At 34.4% G+C, this 19,277-nt stretch carries 20 protein-coding genes, 1 pseudogene and 1 riboswitch; of the genes and pseudogenes, 16 read left to right on the forward strand and 5 right to left on the reverse strand.

Annotated features, from left to right (window positions below; all coding sequences use genetic code 11):
* Nucleotides 1-36: 36 nt before the first annotated feature.
* Together NST77_RS08465 and lepB are read left to right on the forward strand one after the other, a co-directional pair.
* Nucleotides 37-564 carry a GNAT family N-acetyltransferase gene (locus NST77_RS08465; RefSeq protein ID WP_095328790.1) on the forward strand — a complete coding sequence of 176 codons (528 nt, stop codon included), beginning with the start codon at nt 37-39 and terminating at the stop codon, nt 562-564.
* 86 nt (nt 565-650) lie between these two features.
* Nucleotides 651-1,130, forward strand: coding sequence for a signal peptidase I (gene lepB, locus NST77_RS08470; protein ID WP_328587973.1), 480 nt, complete (start codon nt 651-653; stop codon nt 1,128-1,130).
* A gap of 63 nt (nt 1,131-1,193) precedes the next feature.
* Here lepB and NST77_RS08475 read toward each other — a convergent pair whose 3' ends face one another.
* A complete protein-coding gene (locus NST77_RS08475; RefSeq protein WP_235850203.1) occupies nt 1,194-1,373 on the reverse strand; it encodes a DUF2533 family protein in 180 nt (59 codons plus the stop codon).
* 205 nt (nt 1,374-1,578) lie between these two features.
* On the opposite strand from NST77_RS08475, the gene NST77_RS08480 reads away from it, so the two are divergent.
* The 6 genes from NST77_RS08480 to chrA all read left to right on the forward strand — a co-directional run bounded on the left by NST77_RS08480 (nt 1,579) and on the right by chrA (nt 6,611).
* On the forward strand, nt 1,579-1,950 hold the full coding sequence (locus NST77_RS08480; protein WP_095328792.1) for a GntR family transcriptional regulator: 372 nt from the start codon (nt 1,579-1,581) through the stop codon (nt 1,948-1,950).
* The gene (locus NST77_RS08485; RefSeq protein WP_204259877.1) at nt 1,947-2,831 is read left to right on the forward strand and encodes an ABC transporter ATP-binding protein; all 885 of its coding nucleotides are present in this window, start codon (nt 1,947-1,949) and stop codon (nt 2,829-2,831) included. The genes NST77_RS08480 and NST77_RS08485 overlap by 4 nt, the downstream gene beginning before the upstream one ends.
* A complete protein-coding gene (locus NST77_RS08490) occupies nt 2,815-3,471 on the forward strand; it encodes an ABC-2 transporter permease (protein WP_341122897.1) in 657 nt (218 codons plus the stop codon). Before NST77_RS08485 ends, NST77_RS08490 begins: the two co-directional genes overlap by 17 nt.
* Before the next feature lie 209 nt (nt 3,472-3,680).
* Entirely contained in the window at nt 3,681-4,634 is a 954-nt protein-coding gene (locus NST77_RS08495; protein WP_123259424.1) for a tyrosine-type recombinase/integrase, read from the forward strand.
* Nucleotides 4,635-4,813: 179 nt separating this feature from the next.
* On the forward strand, nt 4,814-5,257 hold the full coding sequence (locus NST77_RS08500; RefSeq protein ID WP_123259423.1) for a CoxG family protein: 444 nt from the start codon (nt 4,814-4,816) through the stop codon (nt 5,255-5,257).
* Nucleotides 5,258-5,414: 157 nt separating this feature from the next.
* Nucleotides 5,415-6,611 (forward strand): chromate efflux transporter, encoded by a 1,197-nt coding sequence (gene chrA / locus NST77_RS08505; RefSeq protein WP_235973253.1) that lies wholly within the window; start codon nt 5,415-5,417, stop codon nt 6,609-6,611.
* A 61-nt stretch (nt 6,612-6,672) separates the two neighbouring features.
* Here the strand turns inward: chrA and ribH are convergent, their stop codons facing one another.
* The 3 genes and pseudogenes from ribH to ribE all read right to left on the reverse strand — a co-directional run bounded on the left by ribH (nt 6,673) and on the right by ribE (nt 8,453).
* Nucleotides 6,673-7,146, reverse strand: a complete 474-nt coding sequence (gene ribH / locus NST77_RS08510) for a 6,7-dimethyl-8-ribityllumazine synthase (protein ID WP_095257294.1) — start codon at nt 7,144-7,146, stop codon at nt 6,673-6,675.
* A gap of 30 nt (nt 7,147-7,176) precedes the next feature.
* Nucleotides 7,177-7,767: pseudogene (gene ribB, locus NST77_RS08515) on the reverse strand (3,4-dihydroxy-2-butanone-4-phosphate synthase); the annotation flags it as partial.
* Between the two features lie 32 nt (nt 7,768-7,799).
* A complete protein-coding gene (gene ribE / locus NST77_RS08520; RefSeq protein WP_171509633.1) occupies nt 7,800-8,453 on the reverse strand; it encodes a riboflavin synthase in 654 nt (217 codons plus the stop codon).
* A 410-nt stretch (nt 8,454-8,863) separates the two neighbouring features.
* Nucleotides 8,864-9,020, reverse strand: a riboswitch (FMN riboswitch).
* A 177-nt stretch (nt 9,021-9,197) separates the two neighbouring features.
* Here ribE and NST77_RS08525 point away from each other — a divergent pair.
* The 8 genes from NST77_RS08525 (at nt 9,198) to NST77_RS08560 (ending at nt 17,408) form a co-directional block, all read left to right on the forward strand.
* Nucleotides 9,198-9,962: an MBL fold metallo-hydrolase gene (locus tag NST77_RS08525; protein WP_095328800.1), complete on the forward strand. Its 765-nt coding sequence runs from the start codon at nt 9,198-9,200 to the stop codon at nt 9,960-9,962.
* A 219-nt stretch (nt 9,963-10,181) separates the two neighbouring features.
* On the forward strand, nt 10,182-10,937 hold the full coding sequence (locus NST77_RS08530; RefSeq protein WP_095328801.1) for an exodeoxyribonuclease III: 756 nt from the start codon (nt 10,182-10,184) through the stop codon (nt 10,935-10,937).
* 144 nt (nt 10,938-11,081) lie between these two features.
* Nucleotides 11,082-12,062 carry a ring-cleaving dioxygenase gene (locus tag NST77_RS08535; RefSeq protein ID WP_095328802.1) on the forward strand — a complete coding sequence of 327 codons (981 nt, stop codon included), beginning with the start codon at nt 11,082-11,084 and terminating at the stop codon, nt 12,060-12,062.
* Nucleotides 12,063-12,161: 99 nt separating this feature from the next.
* On the forward strand, nt 12,162-12,962 hold the full coding sequence (locus tag NST77_RS08540; protein ID WP_095328803.1) for an HAD family hydrolase: 801 nt from the start codon (nt 12,162-12,164) through the stop codon (nt 12,960-12,962).
* Between the two features lie 97 nt (nt 12,963-13,059).
* Nucleotides 13,060-14,118, forward strand: coding sequence for an undecaprenyldiphospho-muramoylpentapeptide beta-N-acetylglucosaminyltransferase (locus NST77_RS08545; protein WP_095328804.1), 1,059 nt, complete (start codon nt 13,060-13,062; stop codon nt 14,116-14,118).
* A gap of 156 nt (nt 14,119-14,274) precedes the next feature.
* A complete protein-coding gene (locus NST77_RS08550; RefSeq protein WP_095328805.1) occupies nt 14,275-15,612 on the forward strand; it encodes a DEAD/DEAH box helicase in 1,338 nt (445 codons plus the stop codon).
* Between the two features lie 116 nt (nt 15,613-15,728).
* Complete coding sequence (locus tag NST77_RS08555) at nt 15,729-16,319, forward strand: branched-chain amino acid aminotransferase (RefSeq protein WP_095328806.1); 591 nt, start codon at nt 15,729-15,731, stop codon at nt 16,317-16,319.
* Nucleotides 16,320-16,385: 66 nt separating this feature from the next.
* Complete coding sequence (locus NST77_RS08560; RefSeq protein WP_095328807.1) at nt 16,386-17,408, forward strand: STAS domain-containing protein; 1,023 nt, start codon at nt 16,386-16,388, stop codon at nt 17,406-17,408.
* A gap of 391 nt (nt 17,409-17,799) precedes the next feature.
* On the opposite strand, the gene NST77_RS08565 is transcribed toward NST77_RS08560, so the two are convergent.
* Nucleotides 17,800-18,906, reverse strand: a complete 1,107-nt coding sequence (locus tag NST77_RS08565) for a serine hydrolase (protein WP_341122898.1) — start codon at nt 18,904-18,906, stop codon at nt 17,800-17,802.
* Nucleotides 18,907-19,277 lie beyond the last annotated feature (371 nt).

Consider the following 19,277-nt stretch of genomic DNA (forward strand, 5'->3'; position numbering starts at 1 on the left):
ATCACATTCATATTTATTAAGGAGTGGCTAAAGAAATTGAAATCAGCTGATCAATATCTTATCCGCCATGCGAAACTAGAAGATGCAGAAGCAATTTTTGCTATTCAGCAATCTGTGATTGCCGAAGAAGATTATCTGATAACTACTATCGAAGAGTTTAATCAAACACTGGAAGATCAACAGGCATGGGTCGCTAAAATTTTGCATCATAATGAGAGAGAAACTATCCTAATTGCGGAAGAAACCAATAAAGTAATTGGCTTTATTGTCTTTCAAACAAAAAATAGACAAAGACTTAATCACACAGGATCACTTGGGATGATGATAAGTAAAAAGCATAGAAGTAAAGGAATAGGAAAATTACTTATAAAAGCACTACTAGCATGGGCCAAAGAAAACCCGCTGATTGAAAAAGTTAGCTTAGGTGTTTTCTCAACAAATACTAGGGCTATTTCTTTATATACTTGTATGGGATTTATAGAAGAAGGTCGTAAAATAAAAGAAATCAAACTGTCAGAAAATGAATATATAGATGATATTTTAATGTATAAAATGGTGATCTAAATAGAACCAACTAATTTTTAAAGAGAAAAGAGGGAAGCAATATTAATAAGAAATCAGCTTTTCAAAGAGAGCTAAAGTCGTGGATTATTGCACTTATTTGCGCATTACTATTTGTGTTTATTTGCCGTAACTTTATTTTTGCCCCTGTTAAGGTAATAGGACAATCCATGCAGCCAACATATGAAAATCAAGATAGAGTGATTGTCTCTAAAGTTGGCCAAATCAAGCATTTTGATACCATCGTCTTTCATTCACCAATAGAAAAAGAAGATTATATAAAAAGAGTAATCGGCTTACCTGATGATACGATTGAAATTTATGATGATACACTTTATATTAATGGCGAAAAATATGACGAACCATATCTTCAAGAGAAAAAGAAGCATTTACTTCCTAATCAGAGATTGACGGAAAATCTTAAAGTTACAGTACCTAAGGGGCATCTATTTGTATTAGGGGATAATAGGCAAAATAGTATGGATAGTAGACAGCTTGGTTGTATATCAGAGGATGCTGTTGTCGGGAAAGCTGTTTTTCGATTTTATCCTGTTATGGAAAATTATTAATTAATAAAAAAACAGTCTTGGATAGGAGCTCACGTCCAGAACTGTTTTTTTATTTAGAACGATTTACAAATTCACATACCATTGCTTATGTAACATTTTCTCTAATTGAATGACACCATGTCTTGCCAATTCGTTTATTCGCTCTGTAACTTCATTTATTTGTGTCTCTCCAGTTTTGCAAAGTATAATTGCCTCTTCAATAAGAGACTCGCGACTTTGGTCTAATTGTTTAAATTGATTCATGCGTGAATTTATTTTTTCCCCATTTAGTTCTTCCTGCATGTTTTGTATATTATTTTAGATACTAATGATAAAAATAGAAGAAACGGTTTGTTTACATAATATTATTATGATGAATTAAAAACTTGTCTAATTATGAGGGTTGACACAACTGTTATATCTGTATATACTGACTATATACAGATATAACAGTTGAAAGGTGTTTCTAATGAATATTTTTATCTCCAATTCCTCAGAGGAGCCTATTTATTTGCAAATAGTAAAGCAAATAAAAGAGCAAATAGTAGCAGGTGAACTAAAAGAAACACAATCTCTTCCTTCTATTAGAAGTCTTGCAAAAGAACTTAAAATTAGCGTTATTACAACTAAAAGAGCCTATGATGAACTTGAAAAAGACGGTTTTATTGTTACAGTCGCTGGAAAGGGCTCATATGTTGCAGCAATAAACAAAGAAATACTTCGTGAAAACAAATTGACAACAATCGAGGAACATTTAACAGAAGCCAGCAGTACAGCTAAGCTAATCGGGTTAACATTAGAAGAATTACAAGAAATATTAAAAATTATTTATAAAGGATGAGCACAGTGGAAAACACATTAGAACTTATCAATGTATCGAAGAGCCGACAAGGTTTTTCTTTAGACAAGATTAATATTACCTTAAAAAAAGGATTTATAATGGGCTTTATTGGTCCAAATGGAGCTGGAAAAAGCACAACAATCAAACTAATTATGAATTTAATCAAAAAAGATAGCGGCATGATTAAAGTCTTTGGATTAGATAATGAAAAGCATAGTATGAAAATTAAAGAGAGAATTGGCTTTGTTTATGATGATAATCACTTTTATGAAGAGTTAACAATAAAAGAAATGAAGAACATCATCCGCCCATTTTATTCACAATGGGAAGAAAGCACATTCCTTAAATATGTTAAGGATTTTTCTCTACCAATGGATAAAAAAATCAACGAGCTGTCAAAAGGGATGAAAATGAAATTCTCATTAGCTATCGCTCTTTCTCATCAAGCTGAACTCTTGATTATGGATGAACCAACTTCTGGTTTAGATCCACTGGTTCGGACTGAATTGCTAGATGTACTGCAAACATTAATACAAGACGAAAATAAGGCAATCTTTTTTTCGACTCATATAACCTCAGATTTAGATAAGATAGCCGATTATATTACTTTAATTAATAATGGACAAATCATTTTAAATAAAACGAAGGATGAGCTGTTAGAAGAATATACTATGGTTAAAGGCAAAGATAGCACACAGATTATCAATGATAAAAATTTAATCGGTTTAAAGAGTAATGATTTTGGTTTTGAAGCATTATGTAAAAACAAAGAAGAGGTAAGAAAGCAATTTGGAAATTCTTATTTCTATGAAAAGCCAACTTTAGAAGATATTATGGTGTTTTACACAAGAAGGAGTGGTGGTCATGTATCATCTAATTAAAAAAGACATTCTTATCCAAAAAAGATCAATAGCCTTATCACTATTGTTAATTTGTTTCTTCTCTGTTTCTCTTTCCAGTCTTGGAGAAGTTGGACTAATGGTTGGAATACTAGCAATTACTTATCAACTCCTTCTGGGAGCAAGTGCATTAGAAGATAAAAATAACAGTGATAAAGTTCTTATTAGTCTTCCGATAAAACTATCTACAATAGTATTATCAAAATATGTGTCCATCTATGTTTATGCAGCTTTTGCAGCAATTGGCTTTTATCTGATCCATGTTCTTGTGAAACTATTTCACATTCCGTTGGATGTTCCTTTTAGTTATATCATTCTCATAGGGGGAGCAATAATGGTAACAATATGTTTTTCTATTTCTTTACCTATGATTTTTAAATTTGGCTATTTAAAAGCCAAAATGGCTAACTTTATTCTTCTTTTCGTAATAGTGTTTGGAACAACTGGTATAATGAAGTATTTTGCAAAACTAGATAATCAATTTATCCAAGAAACGATGATTCGTTTATCGACATTATCAAAAGCAGAACTGGGATTAATCCTGATAATTCCACTTCTTCTTCTTCTTCTTCTAGTATCCTATTTTATCTCACTGAGCTTTTATAGTAAGCGAGAATTTTAAATATAGTGAAAAGAAAGAACATGTACATTTAAAGGTACTGTTCTTTTTTTATTTGCCACTCCGCTATCTAAATGTATACCTGTCATTAAAGTTTTAAATCTCTTCTAATTAATTTCTCATCATTACCGCGCATAATATCTCTTATGTGCGGTTTTTTAAGAATTATTGTATACTAGAATTATTACTATATAGATTAGGTGGCAATACATATGATCACAAAAGAAACATTATTTTCTTGGTATGAAGAAGAGTTAACGCTCTTTCGAACAGAAATGGATAATAAGGACTACAGTATATTTACGATCGATAATTATTTACGGGACATCTATTTATTCCTCGAATTTATTACACGAAAAAAAGAAGTATATATGGACTTAAATTCAGTAAAAAAATTACAGGTTACCCTTTTTATGAACGAACTAAAAACTAAGCGCGCAAATTCTGCTAGTTCGAGAAATAGAAGATTGACAGCCATTCGATCCTTTTATAAATGTTTAGTGGATTATGAGCTTGTCCTAAAAAATCCCGCTATTGATTTGGAGAGCGCGAAAGAACAAAAAGGAAAACTACCAAGTTATTTGGAAAAAGACGAATTAAAATCTTTTTTTGAGATGATTGGCAAGGTATCCCAAAAGCAGCATCAAAGACGGAACAAAGTCATCCTTGGACTCATGGCATTTGCAGGATTACGGGTAATGGAAATACACTCTCTTAATCTGTCGTCCATTAATCAAAACAGGGGGATTCACGTACTGGGAAAGGGAAATAAAACTCGTTATATTCCGTTACCGAAAAAGTTGATGGAAGAATTACAATTATATATAGAAGAAAACAGGATTTTCCCCATGAAAGGACAGGAAGATGCACTCTTTATTTCAAGGAGAGGGAAGCGAATATCCAGAAGACGTATTCAAGAAATAACGGAGCGGATCATTGATCAAATGCGAAAAGAATATCCGGAGCTAAAATGGAAGGAAAAAGGGATTTCTAGTCATAAATTACGACATAGTTTTGCGACACATTTAGTTAGAGATGGACGAGATATCCGAACAGTACAAGAGCTACTCGGTCATACTAATTTAAATACAACACAGAAATATACGCATGTATCTGATTTACAAAAAGAACAAGCAATGGACTTGGAAATTTCAGAATACATATAAGTTTATCATAATTTTATTATGTAAACTAAATGACTTTCTTATTCATAATCGGACATTTGACAGCATATATATATCCATGATGTATGTTAAAAAGCAATCTCTTTTATTTGCTAGAACAGAAAAAGAATGACGATAAAAGTAAGATTAGTTTGTCAATGAAAGATAAGGGAAGTGTTTTGATGCCAAGTAAAAAGCATTCAATTATCGTCCATGCAAATGCAAAAAAGGTTTGGGATTTTGTTCGCTCTATGAACAACTGGGCACCATTAGTGCCAGGATATGTGAACCATGAAATCATCAACGACACAGTATCAACTTGGGAATTTAAAATTGATATGGGGCTTTTTAAGAAAAAAATAGAAATGAAGGTAACGATATTAGAGTGGAAAGAACCTACAAAGGTTACCTTTGACTTAGAAGGAATTAATGATCATTTTAAAGGAAATGGCTATTTTATGGTAGAGGTAAAGGATGCTAATTATACGAAAATGACAGGCTATTTAGAAATTAATTCAACTGGTACTTTTCCTACTATAACAAATAATCTTATGGAGCCCAAGCTAGAAGAAATCGCAGAGGAATTGACAATTGCAGTTAGTAAGGCTATTGAGGATTTGCAATAATATGATTATGTTAACTTAAAGCATTAAGTGATAAAGGAATATTCTTTTAATCATTTAATGCTTTTCTAAATTTTATGTAAATTTCCCTTTCCTATACTTGGTTAAATAGGCATTGTCCATTATGATAAAGATTACTAATTATTTTGGAGGTTTGTCATTGAAAAAAGGACAACAATTGAAGAATAGGACAAATTTTTTAGAAATTTTCCTTATTTCCACAAAGCTAGGATTGACATCATTTGGTGGCCCCGTTGCACATTTAGGCTATTTTTACGATGAGTACGTAAGTCGAAGGAAATGGCTGGATGAGAAAAGCTATGCTGATTTAGTTGCCCTTTGTCAATTCTTGCCTGGTCCAGCAAGCAGTCAGGTTGGGATAGGGATAGGAATTTTACGGGGAGGACTCCTCGGTGGGATTATTTCTTTTTTAGGATTTACATTTCCTTCTGTTATTGCTCTAATAATCTTTGCTAGGATGATAGATGTCTTAGACATAGGGAATGCGGGTTGGATACACGGTCTAAAAATAGTTGCGACAGCCATTGTTGCCCATGCGATATTTGGTATGGCAAAGAACTTAACACCAGACCTAAAAAGGAAGACCATTGCACTTTTTGCATTAATACTCACACTTTTATGGCAAAGTGTCTTTTCCCAGGTAGGAGTAATTATTTTATCAGCTATCATTGGTTATTTTCTTTATAAGCAGCAAGTGAGACAACAAAATCAGGTGGATATTTCTTTTCCAATTTCAAAACAAGTAGCAAGTGTTTCTTTAGTCTTATTTTTTTCCCTTCTGTTTCTTTTACCGATAATTCGCGAGGTATTTTCATACCAATGGATTGCTATGTTTGATAGTTTTTATCGTTCTGGGTCTTTAGTGTTTGGAGGAGGACATGTAGTATTGCCACTTTTAGAGCGCGAATTTGTCCCAGGTGGATGGTTGAGTGAAGCATCATTCCTAGCTGGATATGGTGCAACCCAGGCAGTTCCTGGTCCTTTGTTTACGTTTGCTGCCTATATTGGAACCGTCTTAAATGGATGGGGTGGGGGACTACTCGCGACATTCGCCATCTTTCTGCCAGCTTTTTTATTAATTGTGGGAACACTCCCATTCTGGAATTTTGTCAGAAAAAATCCAAAAATTCAAGGAGCTATAATGGGTGTAAATGCTGCGGTTGTTGGTATTCTAGTCTCATCTTTTTACCAGCCTATTTGGACAAGCAGTATCTCAGATGCGAGTGATTTTGCTTTTGCAGCCATTTTATTTTCGATGTTAGTCTATTGGAAACTGTCGCCATGGATTGTTGTTATAACGGGTGCATTGGGCGGGATGCTGCTTCCTTATTTGTAGTTATAACTTTTCTAAAAAAACCTATAAACGAGAGAGCCTCGTTTATAGGTTTTTTGGTGTTTTAAGCTTGTGTTAATTGGTTATATAAATTTCCCATTTCAATGGCATTAACGGCAGCTTCCCAGCCTTTATTTCCAGCTTTTGTACCTGCTCGTTCAATTGCTTGCTCGATGTTTTCTGTTGTAAGAACTCCAAAGATAACAGGTATTTCTGTACTTAACGAAACGTTTGCTACGCCTTTTGCTACTTCATTGCTTACGTAGTCAAAATGAGGTGTTGCACCCCGAATAACAGTACCTAATGTAATAATAGCATCATAATTACCAGACGCGGCCATTTTTTTGGCTGCTAAGGGAATTTCATATACACCAGGCACCCACATAACAGAAATATTATCCTCGTTTACTCCATGTCGGTTTAATGCATCTTCTGCTCCAGATAAAAGCCTTGTTGTAATAAATTCATTAAAACGGGATACAACAATCCCGATTTTTAAATCAGTCCCAATTAAATTTCCTTCAAATACTTGTTTCATTCTTTATTCCACCTTTTGTAATAAATTTTGTCGGTATTGAATTAAATCTTGAATCGTAATCATTTTCAAAGCAAATTCTTCAGCGATTTGCTTTAAATCATCCACTCTTGCCATTGTTCCATCTTCCTTTAATACTTCCACGATCACTCCAACTGGATTAGCACCAGCTAGTATCGCTAAGTCAACAGCAGCTTCAGTATGTCCATTGCGATTTAGCACACCGCCATCCTTTGCAATGAGAGGAAAGATGTGTCCAGGTCTTGTAAAGTCATCGGCTTTAGCGTCTGAATCAACCATTTTGCTTATAGTAAAAGCTCGTTCATATGCACTAATCCCTGTTGTTGTCTCTTTATGGTCGATACTAATTGTAAATGCAGTGCTTCTCGGATCTGTACTATTAGTAACCATTGCAGGAAGGTGTAGTTTTTCTGCTAAATTTTGTTGAATAGGGACACAGATTAGACCGCGACCCTCTTTTGCCATGAAATTGATCATTTCTGGTGTAACGTGATCTGCCAAGCCGATAAAATCTCCTTCATTTTCACGATCTTCGTCATCGCAAACAATTACCACTTTGCCATTTTTTAAATCGTTTAATGCATCTTCTATGGAATCAAACATCGTTTTCTTCCTTTCGTTTAATAAATTTATGATTAAAAACCATTTTCTCTTAAAAATGAAGCAGTTAATGTTGAATCTTTTTTTATAGCTGGATTTTTGTCTCTATTCATAAAGGAATAAAAGTACTTAGCTAAAAGATCAAATTCAATATTCACTAGTTCACCTTTTCGCTTATTCCCAATCATGCTTACCTTAGAAGTATGCGGGATGAGTGATACAAAAATAGAGGTTGGAGTCGTTTGGAAAACCGTTAAACTCGTTCCATCAATGGTAATAGAACCTTTATCCATTACTAAGTGTATTTGCTCCTCTGGCATCTGAATTTCAACTAATGTACTATTTTCTATTTTTTTTGTTGATATAATCATGCCCGTACAATCAACATGCCCAGACACAAAGTGCCCGCCAAACCTTCCATTGGCAGCCATTGCTCGTTCTAAATTAACAATTGTGCCGCTATTTAGAAGCCTTAAAGTCGTATCGTTAAACGTGTTTGGCATAACATCGACTGTAAACAAACAATCACGGAAGGCAGTAACTGTTAGACAAACCCCATTTACGGCAATGCTGTCACCAATTTTCATATCCTCGAGAATCTGTTCTGCTTGAATCGTTATAGAAATAGTGTGCCCCGTCTTTTTACTATGCTTTACAACACCTAATTCTTCGACTAATCCAGTAAACAATGGAAATTCCTCCTTTCTGCAGAGTGTATTTATAGCTCTTAAATAGCAGGGGGTCAAACATTATATGGATAGAAAAAAACACTCCTTAAAGTCCATAAAAATACAAAATAAAACCCCGTATAATAAATTTATACGGGGTCAAATACATACTTAAATAAACATGTGGACGATAGAATAGCTGTTTTTTATGGATTGTTGTTTGTACTTAACGCTGTCAATGGGCATTTCACCATTCTTTTCAAAAAAGACCACTCTAAGCTTAGTATATTTAGCAGTGATCACTTCAACTGTGAGCGCCCTTATTACTGCATCTCAAATACAACAAAACATCTCTATAGAAAAACAGAAACAGAAAAAGAAAGGAGACTCATTCTTTTCATTCTATCAATCATACCATTTTGTTTATTGTTATTTGCCTTCTCCCATCCAGACTTTACTGTCGGCTTTGGTTTCTCACCAAATCCACCGTTTTATAAATTTAAATCTTACAAAACGGGTCACGGGCTTAGAGTTTTACGTCCACTCATCACCGCCGGTTGGGAATTTCACCCGACCCCGAAGGCGATCACACATAGTGTGTAATCATAACTATTTAATTAACTGTATCGTACACCTTTTCCTTTTAATTATCAAATATTTTCTTTCAAGCACCATCTTTGCACTTCGAGTAAAGGGAAAATAATCTCAATAAGGTGTTTCTTTTATCGAATTGGTCACACTAAAAGAAAAAGGGGTGGCACAAGAATGAAAATTACAGAAAATGTTTTTGGCTATCGTACAGCAATTGCGAATATAGCATATATAGCAGGACTAGGAAATAGGAAAGAGGAATGGGTACTTATCGATACAGGCGTTCCTTATTCTGCTCCATTTATTTTGAAAAACACAGACCAACTTTTCAAGGGAAAGAAACCATTAGCAATCATTCTAACACACGCTCATTTTGATCATATCGGTGCATTACAAACACTTGTTAAGAAATGGAATGTACCTGTGTATATACATGAACAAGAAATTCCCTATTTGGAAAGTAAGAAGAAATATCCGCCACCTACGCCATTAAGGGAAAAAGGGATGATGTCCTTTCTTTCACCATTTTACCCGCGAGATGGCATTGATTTTCATTCCAGTATCAAGCCTATTCCATGGGATGGTTCTTTACCATATTTAGATGACTGGAAATGGATTCATACGCCAGGACACACGGAAGGACATATTTCCTTATTTAGAGAAAAGGATCGGTTGCTTCTAGCAGGGGATGCGCTGATTACAGTCAAACAAGAGTCATTATTTGCCGTTTTAACCCAGAAAAAAAAGATTCATGGTCCACCCGCATATTTTACACCAGATATAAACACCAGCTTCCAATCGATAGAAAAGCTATTAGCACTAGATCCGCAAATTTTATATACAGGACATGGTATGCCAATGTACGGAGCTGAAATAAGGGAGGGAATTAGGGAACTTCTTTATCAGTATAATACAGAGAATTTAGTAAAAGAAATTTAATTAATCATAATATAGTTATGTAAACTAAAAGTAGACAAATCATTATTTTGCCATCCCATATTTATAGGTGTTTGGAAAAAAACGATTTGTCTTTTTATTTTTCTCTATCATTTTGAGATGGCTATAGCGTCATTTTCTGCCAAGATATAATCCTTTAACGAATAGCTATTTCATGATACCCTTAATAATTAGAAGATTGATATAGTTAGGAGTATTTTTATGAAATTAGTAACTTGGAATGTTAATGGAATTAGAGCTTGTGTGAAAAAGGGCTTTCTCGATTTTTTCCAGCAAATAGATGCAGATATCTTTTGCCTTCAAGAGACAAAACTACAAGAAGGACAAATTAAACTAGAATTAGAAGGCTATCATCAGTTTTGGAATTATGCAGAAAGAAAGGGCTATTCAGGAACAGCCGTTTTTACAAAGGAGAAGCCACTTTCTGTTCAATATGGCATTGGAGAAGACTTTGAGGAATTGGAAGGGAGAGCCATTACCTTAGAATTTAAAGACTTTTTCCTACTGAATGTATATACCCCTAATTCAAAGCGAGATTTAAGCAGATTATCTTATCGAGTTGAATGGGAAAAACAACTAAAAAACTATATATTATCATTAGAAGCTATTAAACCTGTTATTTATTGTGGGGATTTAAATGTGGCTCACCAAGAGATAGATTTGAAAAATCCGAAGCCGAATATTGGAAACTCGGGATTCACAACTGAAGAAAGAAACGAAATGACAAGCTTACTTGAATTAGGATTTGTTGATAGCTTTCGATATCTATACCCAGAGCGAACCGATGTCTACACATGGTGGAGCTATATGGCGAAAGTAAGAGAGAGAAATATTGGCTGGCGTATTGACTATTTTATCGTTTCTAATCAATTAAAAGAGCGCATCCAAGATGCAACTATTCATTGTGATATAATGGGAAGCGATCATTGCCCTGTACAACTTGATATAGAAATATAATTTAATAAACAGGGCATTTTTATCATGCTATCATGTTAGAAAACAAATATGGTACAGATGCCCTGTTTTGTTGTGCAGATATCAATCCATTTAAAATAAATTTATATCGTTTCATTATACATATTTAGAAGGAGCGAACCGCAAATGAATTTAAAAGGAATTCATCACGTTTCTGCGATGACGGCAAAAGCAAAAGAAAATTACTCATTTTATACAAATATTTTAGGTCTACGGCTAATAAAGAAAACAGTCAATCAAGATAACCCCTCTGTCTATCATTTGTTTTATGGGGATGAGCAAGGCAGCCCAGGAACAGAACTAACATTTTTTGAAATTCCCCATATGGCTCTTAACAGAGAAGGAGTAAGCAGCATTTCTGCTACTTCTTTACGTGTTCCAAGTGATAAAGCATTAGAATTTTGGCTAAAACGTTTCGAAGAATATAATGTTAAACACGGAGAAATCTTAGAGAGAGCAGGCAGATTAACATTAGAATTTAGAGATTTTGAAACACAACGGTTCTTTTTAGTATCTGATGAAAACGATAATGGAGTGAAGGCTGGTATTCCTTGGGAAAAGAGTCCTATACCAGCAGAGTTTGCGATTACAGGTCTTGGACCAGTACAATTAACGGTAAGACGCCCAGAAGCGACTATTAGCGTTTTAACTGATTTACTTGGATTCCGCTTAAAAACTTCGTATCCATCCACTATGGAGAATCAACCCCCTATTCTGGTATTCGAAACAGGGGAGGGTGGCTCTGGGGCGGAGGTACATCTAGAGGAGCGAAACGATTTGAAAGTGCAGCGCCTTGGTAGAGGCGGTGTTCATCATGTAGCTTTACGAGCGGATAATGAGGAAGAACTTTATTATTGGATTGAAAAGGTGAATGAAGCTCGCTTCCAAAACTCAGGATATGTAGATCGTTTTTATTTTAAATCACTGTATTTTAGAGATCCGAATGGAATCTTGTTTGAAATTGCTACAGATGGCCCTGGTTTTGCAACAGACGAAGATCTAAAACATTTAGGGGAATCTCTTGCACTTCCACCATTTTTAGAGTCTAAGCGGTCAGATATTGAGGCAATCCTAGAACCATTAGACACAAATAGAAAAGAAAAGTAATAGCTAACCGAAACGATAAACGAAAAAACAAAGTAGTATGCAAATATGCTACAATATTGAAAGAAACAATTGTTGGAATTACTAGGGGGAAAATGAATAATGAAATGCGTATCAATAGATTTAGATGGTACCTTGCTAGATGACCATCATCAAATATCTGAAGCAAACCGAATGATTATTCAGAAATTAAAGGATCAACATATAGAAGTAATTTTAAATACAGGACGTCAATACGCAGATGTTATTAAAGTAGACGGCGTAAAAGAATTAGAACTTCCCATTTTTTGTTTAAATGGCAGCATGATGTACGACGAAAAAGGAAAGCTACTATATGAAACACAAATTTCCATTGATTTATATCAAACTTTACTTAAAGTATTACAAAACTTGGAAGTAGGAGTTCTAGTTTATACGAATCAAGGTGGATTTCCAGGAACATTGCCAATGCTTCGCGGCAAATCATGGGATGAGATTCAAACACTCTTTGATCAACAAGATTATGAGGCGATCCTGCATTTAAAGGATGTAAAAATTTATAAGTTAATCGCCGTTGTCGATGAAACACAGCTAGATAAAATCGACCACGTTAAAGAAATGCTTAGAAAATATGAGGCTATTTCGTTTTCCTCTTCTTTTCCTAACAACTGTGAAATCACATCAACTGATGCACAAAAAGGGAAAGCGATTAGACGGTATGAAAATCTTCGGAACCTTACTTTTAATGAGATTTACTCATTTGGTGACGGAGGTAATGATATTACACAATTTGAAGTATCAACAAGATCTTTTGCCATGGAAAATGCTCCTGAAGAAATCAAAAAAAGAGCAAGCGACGTTACGAAAAGTAATAATGAGGATGGGTTTGCATACGCCATTGAAAAGATTCTGAAATTAGTGTAACCATCATATATTAGACTAGTTAAAGCCGGGATCTCTATACTAACTTCTGGCTTTTTCGCTGTGAAAATCGATACGAAGAATAGGAGTCGAATCTACTTTGAAGAAAATTGTGTTTACAGGCGGGGGATCTGCCGGCCATGTTACCCCTAATATCGCTATCATAAATGAATTAAATAAACAGTACTGGGATATTTCGTATATTGGCAGTAAAGCGGGGATTGAAAAGGACTTAATCGCAAAGATTGACATTCCATATTATTCTATTTCGAGTGGTAAATTAAGAAGATATTTATCAAAAGAAAATATAAAAGATATATTCAAAGTAATGAAAGGCTGTTATGACGCAAGAAAAATTTTAAAGAAAATCAAACCAAATGTTGTTTTCTCAAAAGGTGGATTTGTATCTGTACCTGTTGTCATCGCAGCCCGCCAGTTGAAAATTCCTGTCATTCTGCATGAGAGTGATCTAACACCAGGTTTAGCCAATAAATTGTCTGTCCGTTTTGCTTCAAAAATTTTTACATCTTTTGAAGAAACCTTACATTATCTGCCAAAAGAAAAAAGTAAAGCAATCGGTTCTCCGATTCGAAAGGAAATACTAACTGGATCTGCCTCTAAAGGGAAGTTCTTCCTTGGTTTTACTAGTCAAAAGCCGATTCTTACAATTATGGGGGGGAGTTTAGGGGCCAAGAAAATAAATGAAATCGTTCGTGATAATTTAGATACATTATTACAATCCTATCAAATTGTGCATCTATGTGGGAAAGGAAATCTTTCAGAAGATCATGCAGGGATAAATGGATACAAACAATTTGAGTATGTCTATAATGAATTAGCTGATATCCTAGCAGCGACAGAATTCGTTATTACGAGAGGCGGATCTAATTCTATTTTTGAATTTCTTGCCTTAAAAATTCCTATGCTTATTATTCCATTAACCAAACAGCAAAGCAGAGGAGATCAAATATTAAATGGGAAGGTCTTTACGGAAAATGGTTACTCCTATATGATAGAAGAGGAAGCATTAACAAAAGAGCATTTTCTTCATACCTTAAAACAAATGCAAGAAAATAAGCAAGGTATGGCAGAAAAGATGGAAAAGAACAAAAGCAAAAATGCTTTAGAAGAAATTATAAAAGAATTAAATCGCTATTAATATACATGTATCAGGCTATAGGTAGAGTTTGCATCTTCCTCTCTACTTGTAGTCTTTTTCATTATGCAGAAGATGATTTCACTTGATAATTTTGATAGAAAAAGCCAAAATAAGAAAATGGAATTCGTATATTTGAACGGAAAGTAGGTAAAATCCATGCAATCATTTACAGACATTGGATTGTCTTCAACAATTATTGAAAAACTTCATAAACAAGGAATAAAACAGCCAACCCCTATTCAAGCAAAGGTTATTGCACCACTTCTTAAAGGAAGCGATGTAATTGCGCAAGCACAAACAGGTACAGGAAAGACTTTTGCTTTTATATTGCCGATTTTAGAAAAAATGATTATCGATGCAAATCATATACAAACACTAATTTTAACCCCAACTAGAGAACTTGCTATTCAGATAACGAATGAAATCATGAAAATGAAACAGGAAGCAGTAAATGTTCTTGCTGTATACGGGGGACAAGATGTCGACAAACAGTTGAAAGTCTTACAAAAAGACGTTTCCATTGTCGTAGCGACACCAGGAAGATTAATTGACCATATTAAACGAGGAACAATTGATTTAAGCAAAATCTCCTATTTTGTTTTAGATGAAGCAGATCAAATGCTTCATATTGGCTTTTTAGAAGAAATTAGCTATATTATGCGACGTATCCCTAAGTCAAGACAAACAATGCTATTTTCCGCGACTATTTCAAGGGAAGTCGAAAAACTTGCGAAGAAATATACGAAAAACGCCGACTATTTTACTGTTGAAGCAAAACAAGGACCAGCAAAAACCGTTAAGCAAGTAAGTATACATACAACTGATCGTGCCAAGCAAGGTACATTAATGACCTTAGTGAAGGAAGCAAATCCGTATATGGCAGTCATTTTCTGCAGGACGAAACGTCGAGTAACTAAATTATATGAAGTATTGCTCGCAAATAAATTTAGCTGTGGTCAATTACATGGGGATTTATCGCAGACAAAAAGAGAGCAAGTAATGAAAGCATTTCGTGATGGAAAATTCCAATTGTTAATTGCGACAGATGTAGCAGCAAGAGGCTTAGATATTGATGGAATTACACATGTATATAATTATGATATTCCGCAAGATGCGGAGTCTTATGTCCACCGAATCGGCAGAACAGGAAGAGCTGGTACAGAAGGATATGCAGTTACCTTTTATTCATCTGATGATAGACCATTGTTAGATTCAATAGAGAATCAATTAGATATAAAAATAGAAAAAATACAGCAACCCAAAAAGACAGATTCAACTAAACAAAGCGAAGAATCTAAACCAGCGAAAAAGCCATACAAAAAACAAAGCCATACAAAAAAGAAGGACGAAGTTATTCGTTCGTCTCAATCAGATAAAAAGGGAAGTGACAATAAGCGTAAGTCATTTTCAACAAACAATAAACATAGGGGTAATTCAAGTCAATCCCCAACAAAAAAATGGGCGAAACCTAAAAAACGAGATGGAAAAAGATAAAGAAGGTTCCCCTTTGCTTTAGGTTCCTTTTGAGGATTTAAAGGGAGAATTTTAGGCTTAGCTATCCTAATTTTCTACCAGAAAAAACGATTGTATAATGAAGGGAGTTCATTCCATTGTTAAAAAAAGAAATAAATAAGTATATAGAAGAGTGCAAATCACTAAATTCAGGAAAAGTAGTTCTTTTCGAAGAGGAAATGAATTATGTTAGAAAAGAAGGCCTTGCAGACGATCATATGGTGATGGAACAGACAGCTGAGCGTTTTTCTGATTTATATATGGAGCTTGCCAATAAAGAAACAGACGAAGTGGTGCAGGAAAATGCTCAAGAGAGGATTCTTGAGGATACTGTAGACTATTTAGAGAGAAATATAGACATTTATCTCTATGTAGAGACAAAAGCATTTGACATTGTCTCTATCGATTCTATGTCCATAGAAGTTGATTCTGTTTTTGGTACCTATGAAGTTTTATGTGGATTAAAGAGTCCTAAAAAAACAGAAAAAGAAATTCGAGCATTTATGGAGAATCAACTAATAGGTGATGACACGCCTTACCAATTAATGTTCAATGGTAACGATGGCGTTTGGGATGTCAATTTCCCGTTAGAAAAAATCAACGGCTTCGATAAAGAAATGCAAATCGGGGATGCGTTAAAATTAGCTTATTTATTTTTATTCTCTTTAAATGAAAAATTATCAGCATAGCACTTTTTTGTTTTAAAACCGGATAAAATTAGATACATTTCGAATGTTTGGAAGCGAGGGAGAGACTTGACAAAAGAATCAAATCAAAAAATACAGATCAAATCTAGCGAATTTTCATGGAATAGCGAAAACGGTGTATTCCACTTTGACGGCGCTCCAGCACTATTATTTTGGGATAATGCATTTGAGATTTTTTTAAGCACCATTATGGAAATTTCCGGTCCTGATGCATCTAATGCCGTTTTTGAGACAACTGGTTTCCGGATGGGACTGCTAGTAAATGATTATTATCAAAATCGCTTTTCCATTGAAGAAATTATCAAGAAATATAGTGAAATATATTCAAGTGCGGGCTGGGGAAATGTAACGATAACAGCGTTTAACAAAGACAAGCAAACGGTAACGGTACGTTTGAAAAATTCATGGGAGCACCGAATCTTCCAATCTTTAAATCCAAGCCAATCTGCTGTATTATTACCGAGTCATTGGGCAGGTGTTTTTAGCGGACTATTTAAAGAAAAGATGTGGTATGAGTTAACTAAAAGTCAAACGAGGGGAGATGAATATGATGAATTAAACATATTCGTTTCTAACCACACTCCCCATCAAAGTGTCCATGAACTAGTAAGAGGGAAAGAAACAAAATACATTACAGAATTAGAAACAATAGTTGAGGACCGCACGAAAGAGCTATCCACTTTGATCAGGCATTTATCTACACCAGTCATGCCTGTCATGAAAGGCATCCTCGCTATACCGCTAATTGGGAAATTTAATGAAGAGCGTTTTGAAGATTTACTGCAAAAAGGTTTGCAGGAATTTTCCGAGCGTCGAGCAAGTTATTTACTTCTTGATTTAACTGGAATAAGCGAATTCGATCAGTTTATTATTTTTCGACTGCAGGAATTGGTAAAAGCAATTGAATTAATTGGCGGGGAATGCATCCTCGTAGGGATTAATCCACATTTAAGTGTGCAAATTATTCAATCAGGCGTTGATTTAAAACATATCCATACCTTTGCGACATTAGAACAAGGCATTGAATATGCAATTGAAGCTCTTGGTTATCGGATTGAGAAACAACCCTGAGTTAACGAAATAAAATAGTATCCATCCCCATAGCTTAAGAGAATTAACCTTCCTGCTAAACTATGGGTTTTGGTTTATCCGATTAAGAGAGTGCCTGCAATTACATTCATACATCATTTAGAATTATTCTCCAAATGTCTTATCCCCACAGGCTATGGATTCTCTTAAACAGATTGAATCTGAGAGAATTTAACTTAAGAAGATTCTAAACTTCTTGTAGAATATGTTAAAGAAAAACACTAAACTCTCTTATCTAGTTTTGGCAGGAGTAATTAATATTTTAAGAACATAATGGGATCTGCCGACTAAATGAGGATATCATACGAAGTAAGTTACAATCTAGAAAGTCGAATTCCTATCAACATTAAGGAATTCGACTTTCTAGAGCAGATCATTCTTTTTGTATTAGTGCTCGGAATTCAGCGTCTTTTAAAAATTTCAGTTTAAAGCCATTCAAATTTCGAGATAGTTTTGTTTGTTCAAATGAAGTCAAATCATTTGCAAAAAAGGCCAACTCAGTCTGGTTACCGTCTTTATCTGTAGCATACATTGCCGTTGTAATAATAAATGCAGTAGATCCACCCTTTTGCCCTGCATGAACAAGCCATTTTCGATTGTTTGGATTTTCCATTAACTGTTCCATTACTGGATCAAGATATTTATAGGTGTTTTCATCAAAATATGTTTTGTTATTTAGTTTTTCCATAATATAGACATAATCCTCTGAAGTTGATCGCGGTAAACGATTAGACCATATTCTTTGAACATCCATGTCTAAAGTATTCACTATTTGTTTTTTTTCTTCAGCAGCTGGAGGGTGGTTCAGCCATTTATTGTGTATATCCATCGCTCTTTTACGATATTCAGAAATATCCATACTTTTCATTACTTCGAGCATTTCTTGTTTAGTTATATTTTGCTCCTTCATTAGCTGGGTAGGGATAAACAACGCACTTACTATCGGATACAAAGGTTCATGATTTGAAATCCCTAGGCTTTCTAGAGAAGTATTAATATTTTCAAGCCCTAGCACATGAATTAAGTATTCGGTATTTGCATTTGAGCTGTAAGCAATCATTCCCTTAGCTACTTCACTTAAATGAACTTTATCTGTCTCTTTACCATCGTTTAGGTTAGCAATCCAAGCTTCATGTGCTCCACCATCTGTTTTAGGAATATAAAAGCTGTTTAGTTCCTCTAAACTAACTTCCTGCAACGGATCAATTTTCCCCTCTGCTGCCTGTCGTGCATATTCCATGGCGATAATAATTTTAACGGTGCTTGCTAAAGGTAACTGTTTATTTTGATTAACTTTTACCCACTTTTGTTTATTATAGTTGATCGAAAGCGCAACTCTTTCACTTTTTGCATTTTCCTTAATAAATTGAAAAATATAATCAGGATCTTCCTTGTTAATTTCCTTCTTAAACATATAAATTCCCATTCCGATCATGAAACTTAGCAAAACGATAATACCTATTGTAATCCATAGTGTCATTTTCAAGACAATCTCCCTCATTTTCTATTTGTAATCTATCTACGAATAATAGGATAGATAAGTTTCAATTTTAAGGGTAATATTCCTCTCTCTTCTTCATAGTCTCTAATTTTCCTAGGTGGTATAAAACAATTGGTCCCGTTTCGCTTGTGGAGAATTATTTACTTTTAGGTTTTAGCAATCTTCTTTATGTTTATGAATACTTTGGAGATTTCTTGCAATTGTAAAGCAATCATTAATCATTAATTTAGCTGATTCACCACAAGAAATAATGAAAACAGTTAATTTATACTACCATAGGAAATAAACTTGCTTTATACTTACTACTCAAATTAGAATATTTTGTTATATTTAGTTAGAAATAGTTAAAG

It is taken from the genome of Niallia sp. FSL W8-0177, assembly GCF_038006285.1.
Classification (GTDB): domain Bacteria; phylum Bacillota; class Bacilli; order Bacillales; family Cytobacillaceae; genus Niallia; species Niallia circulans_A.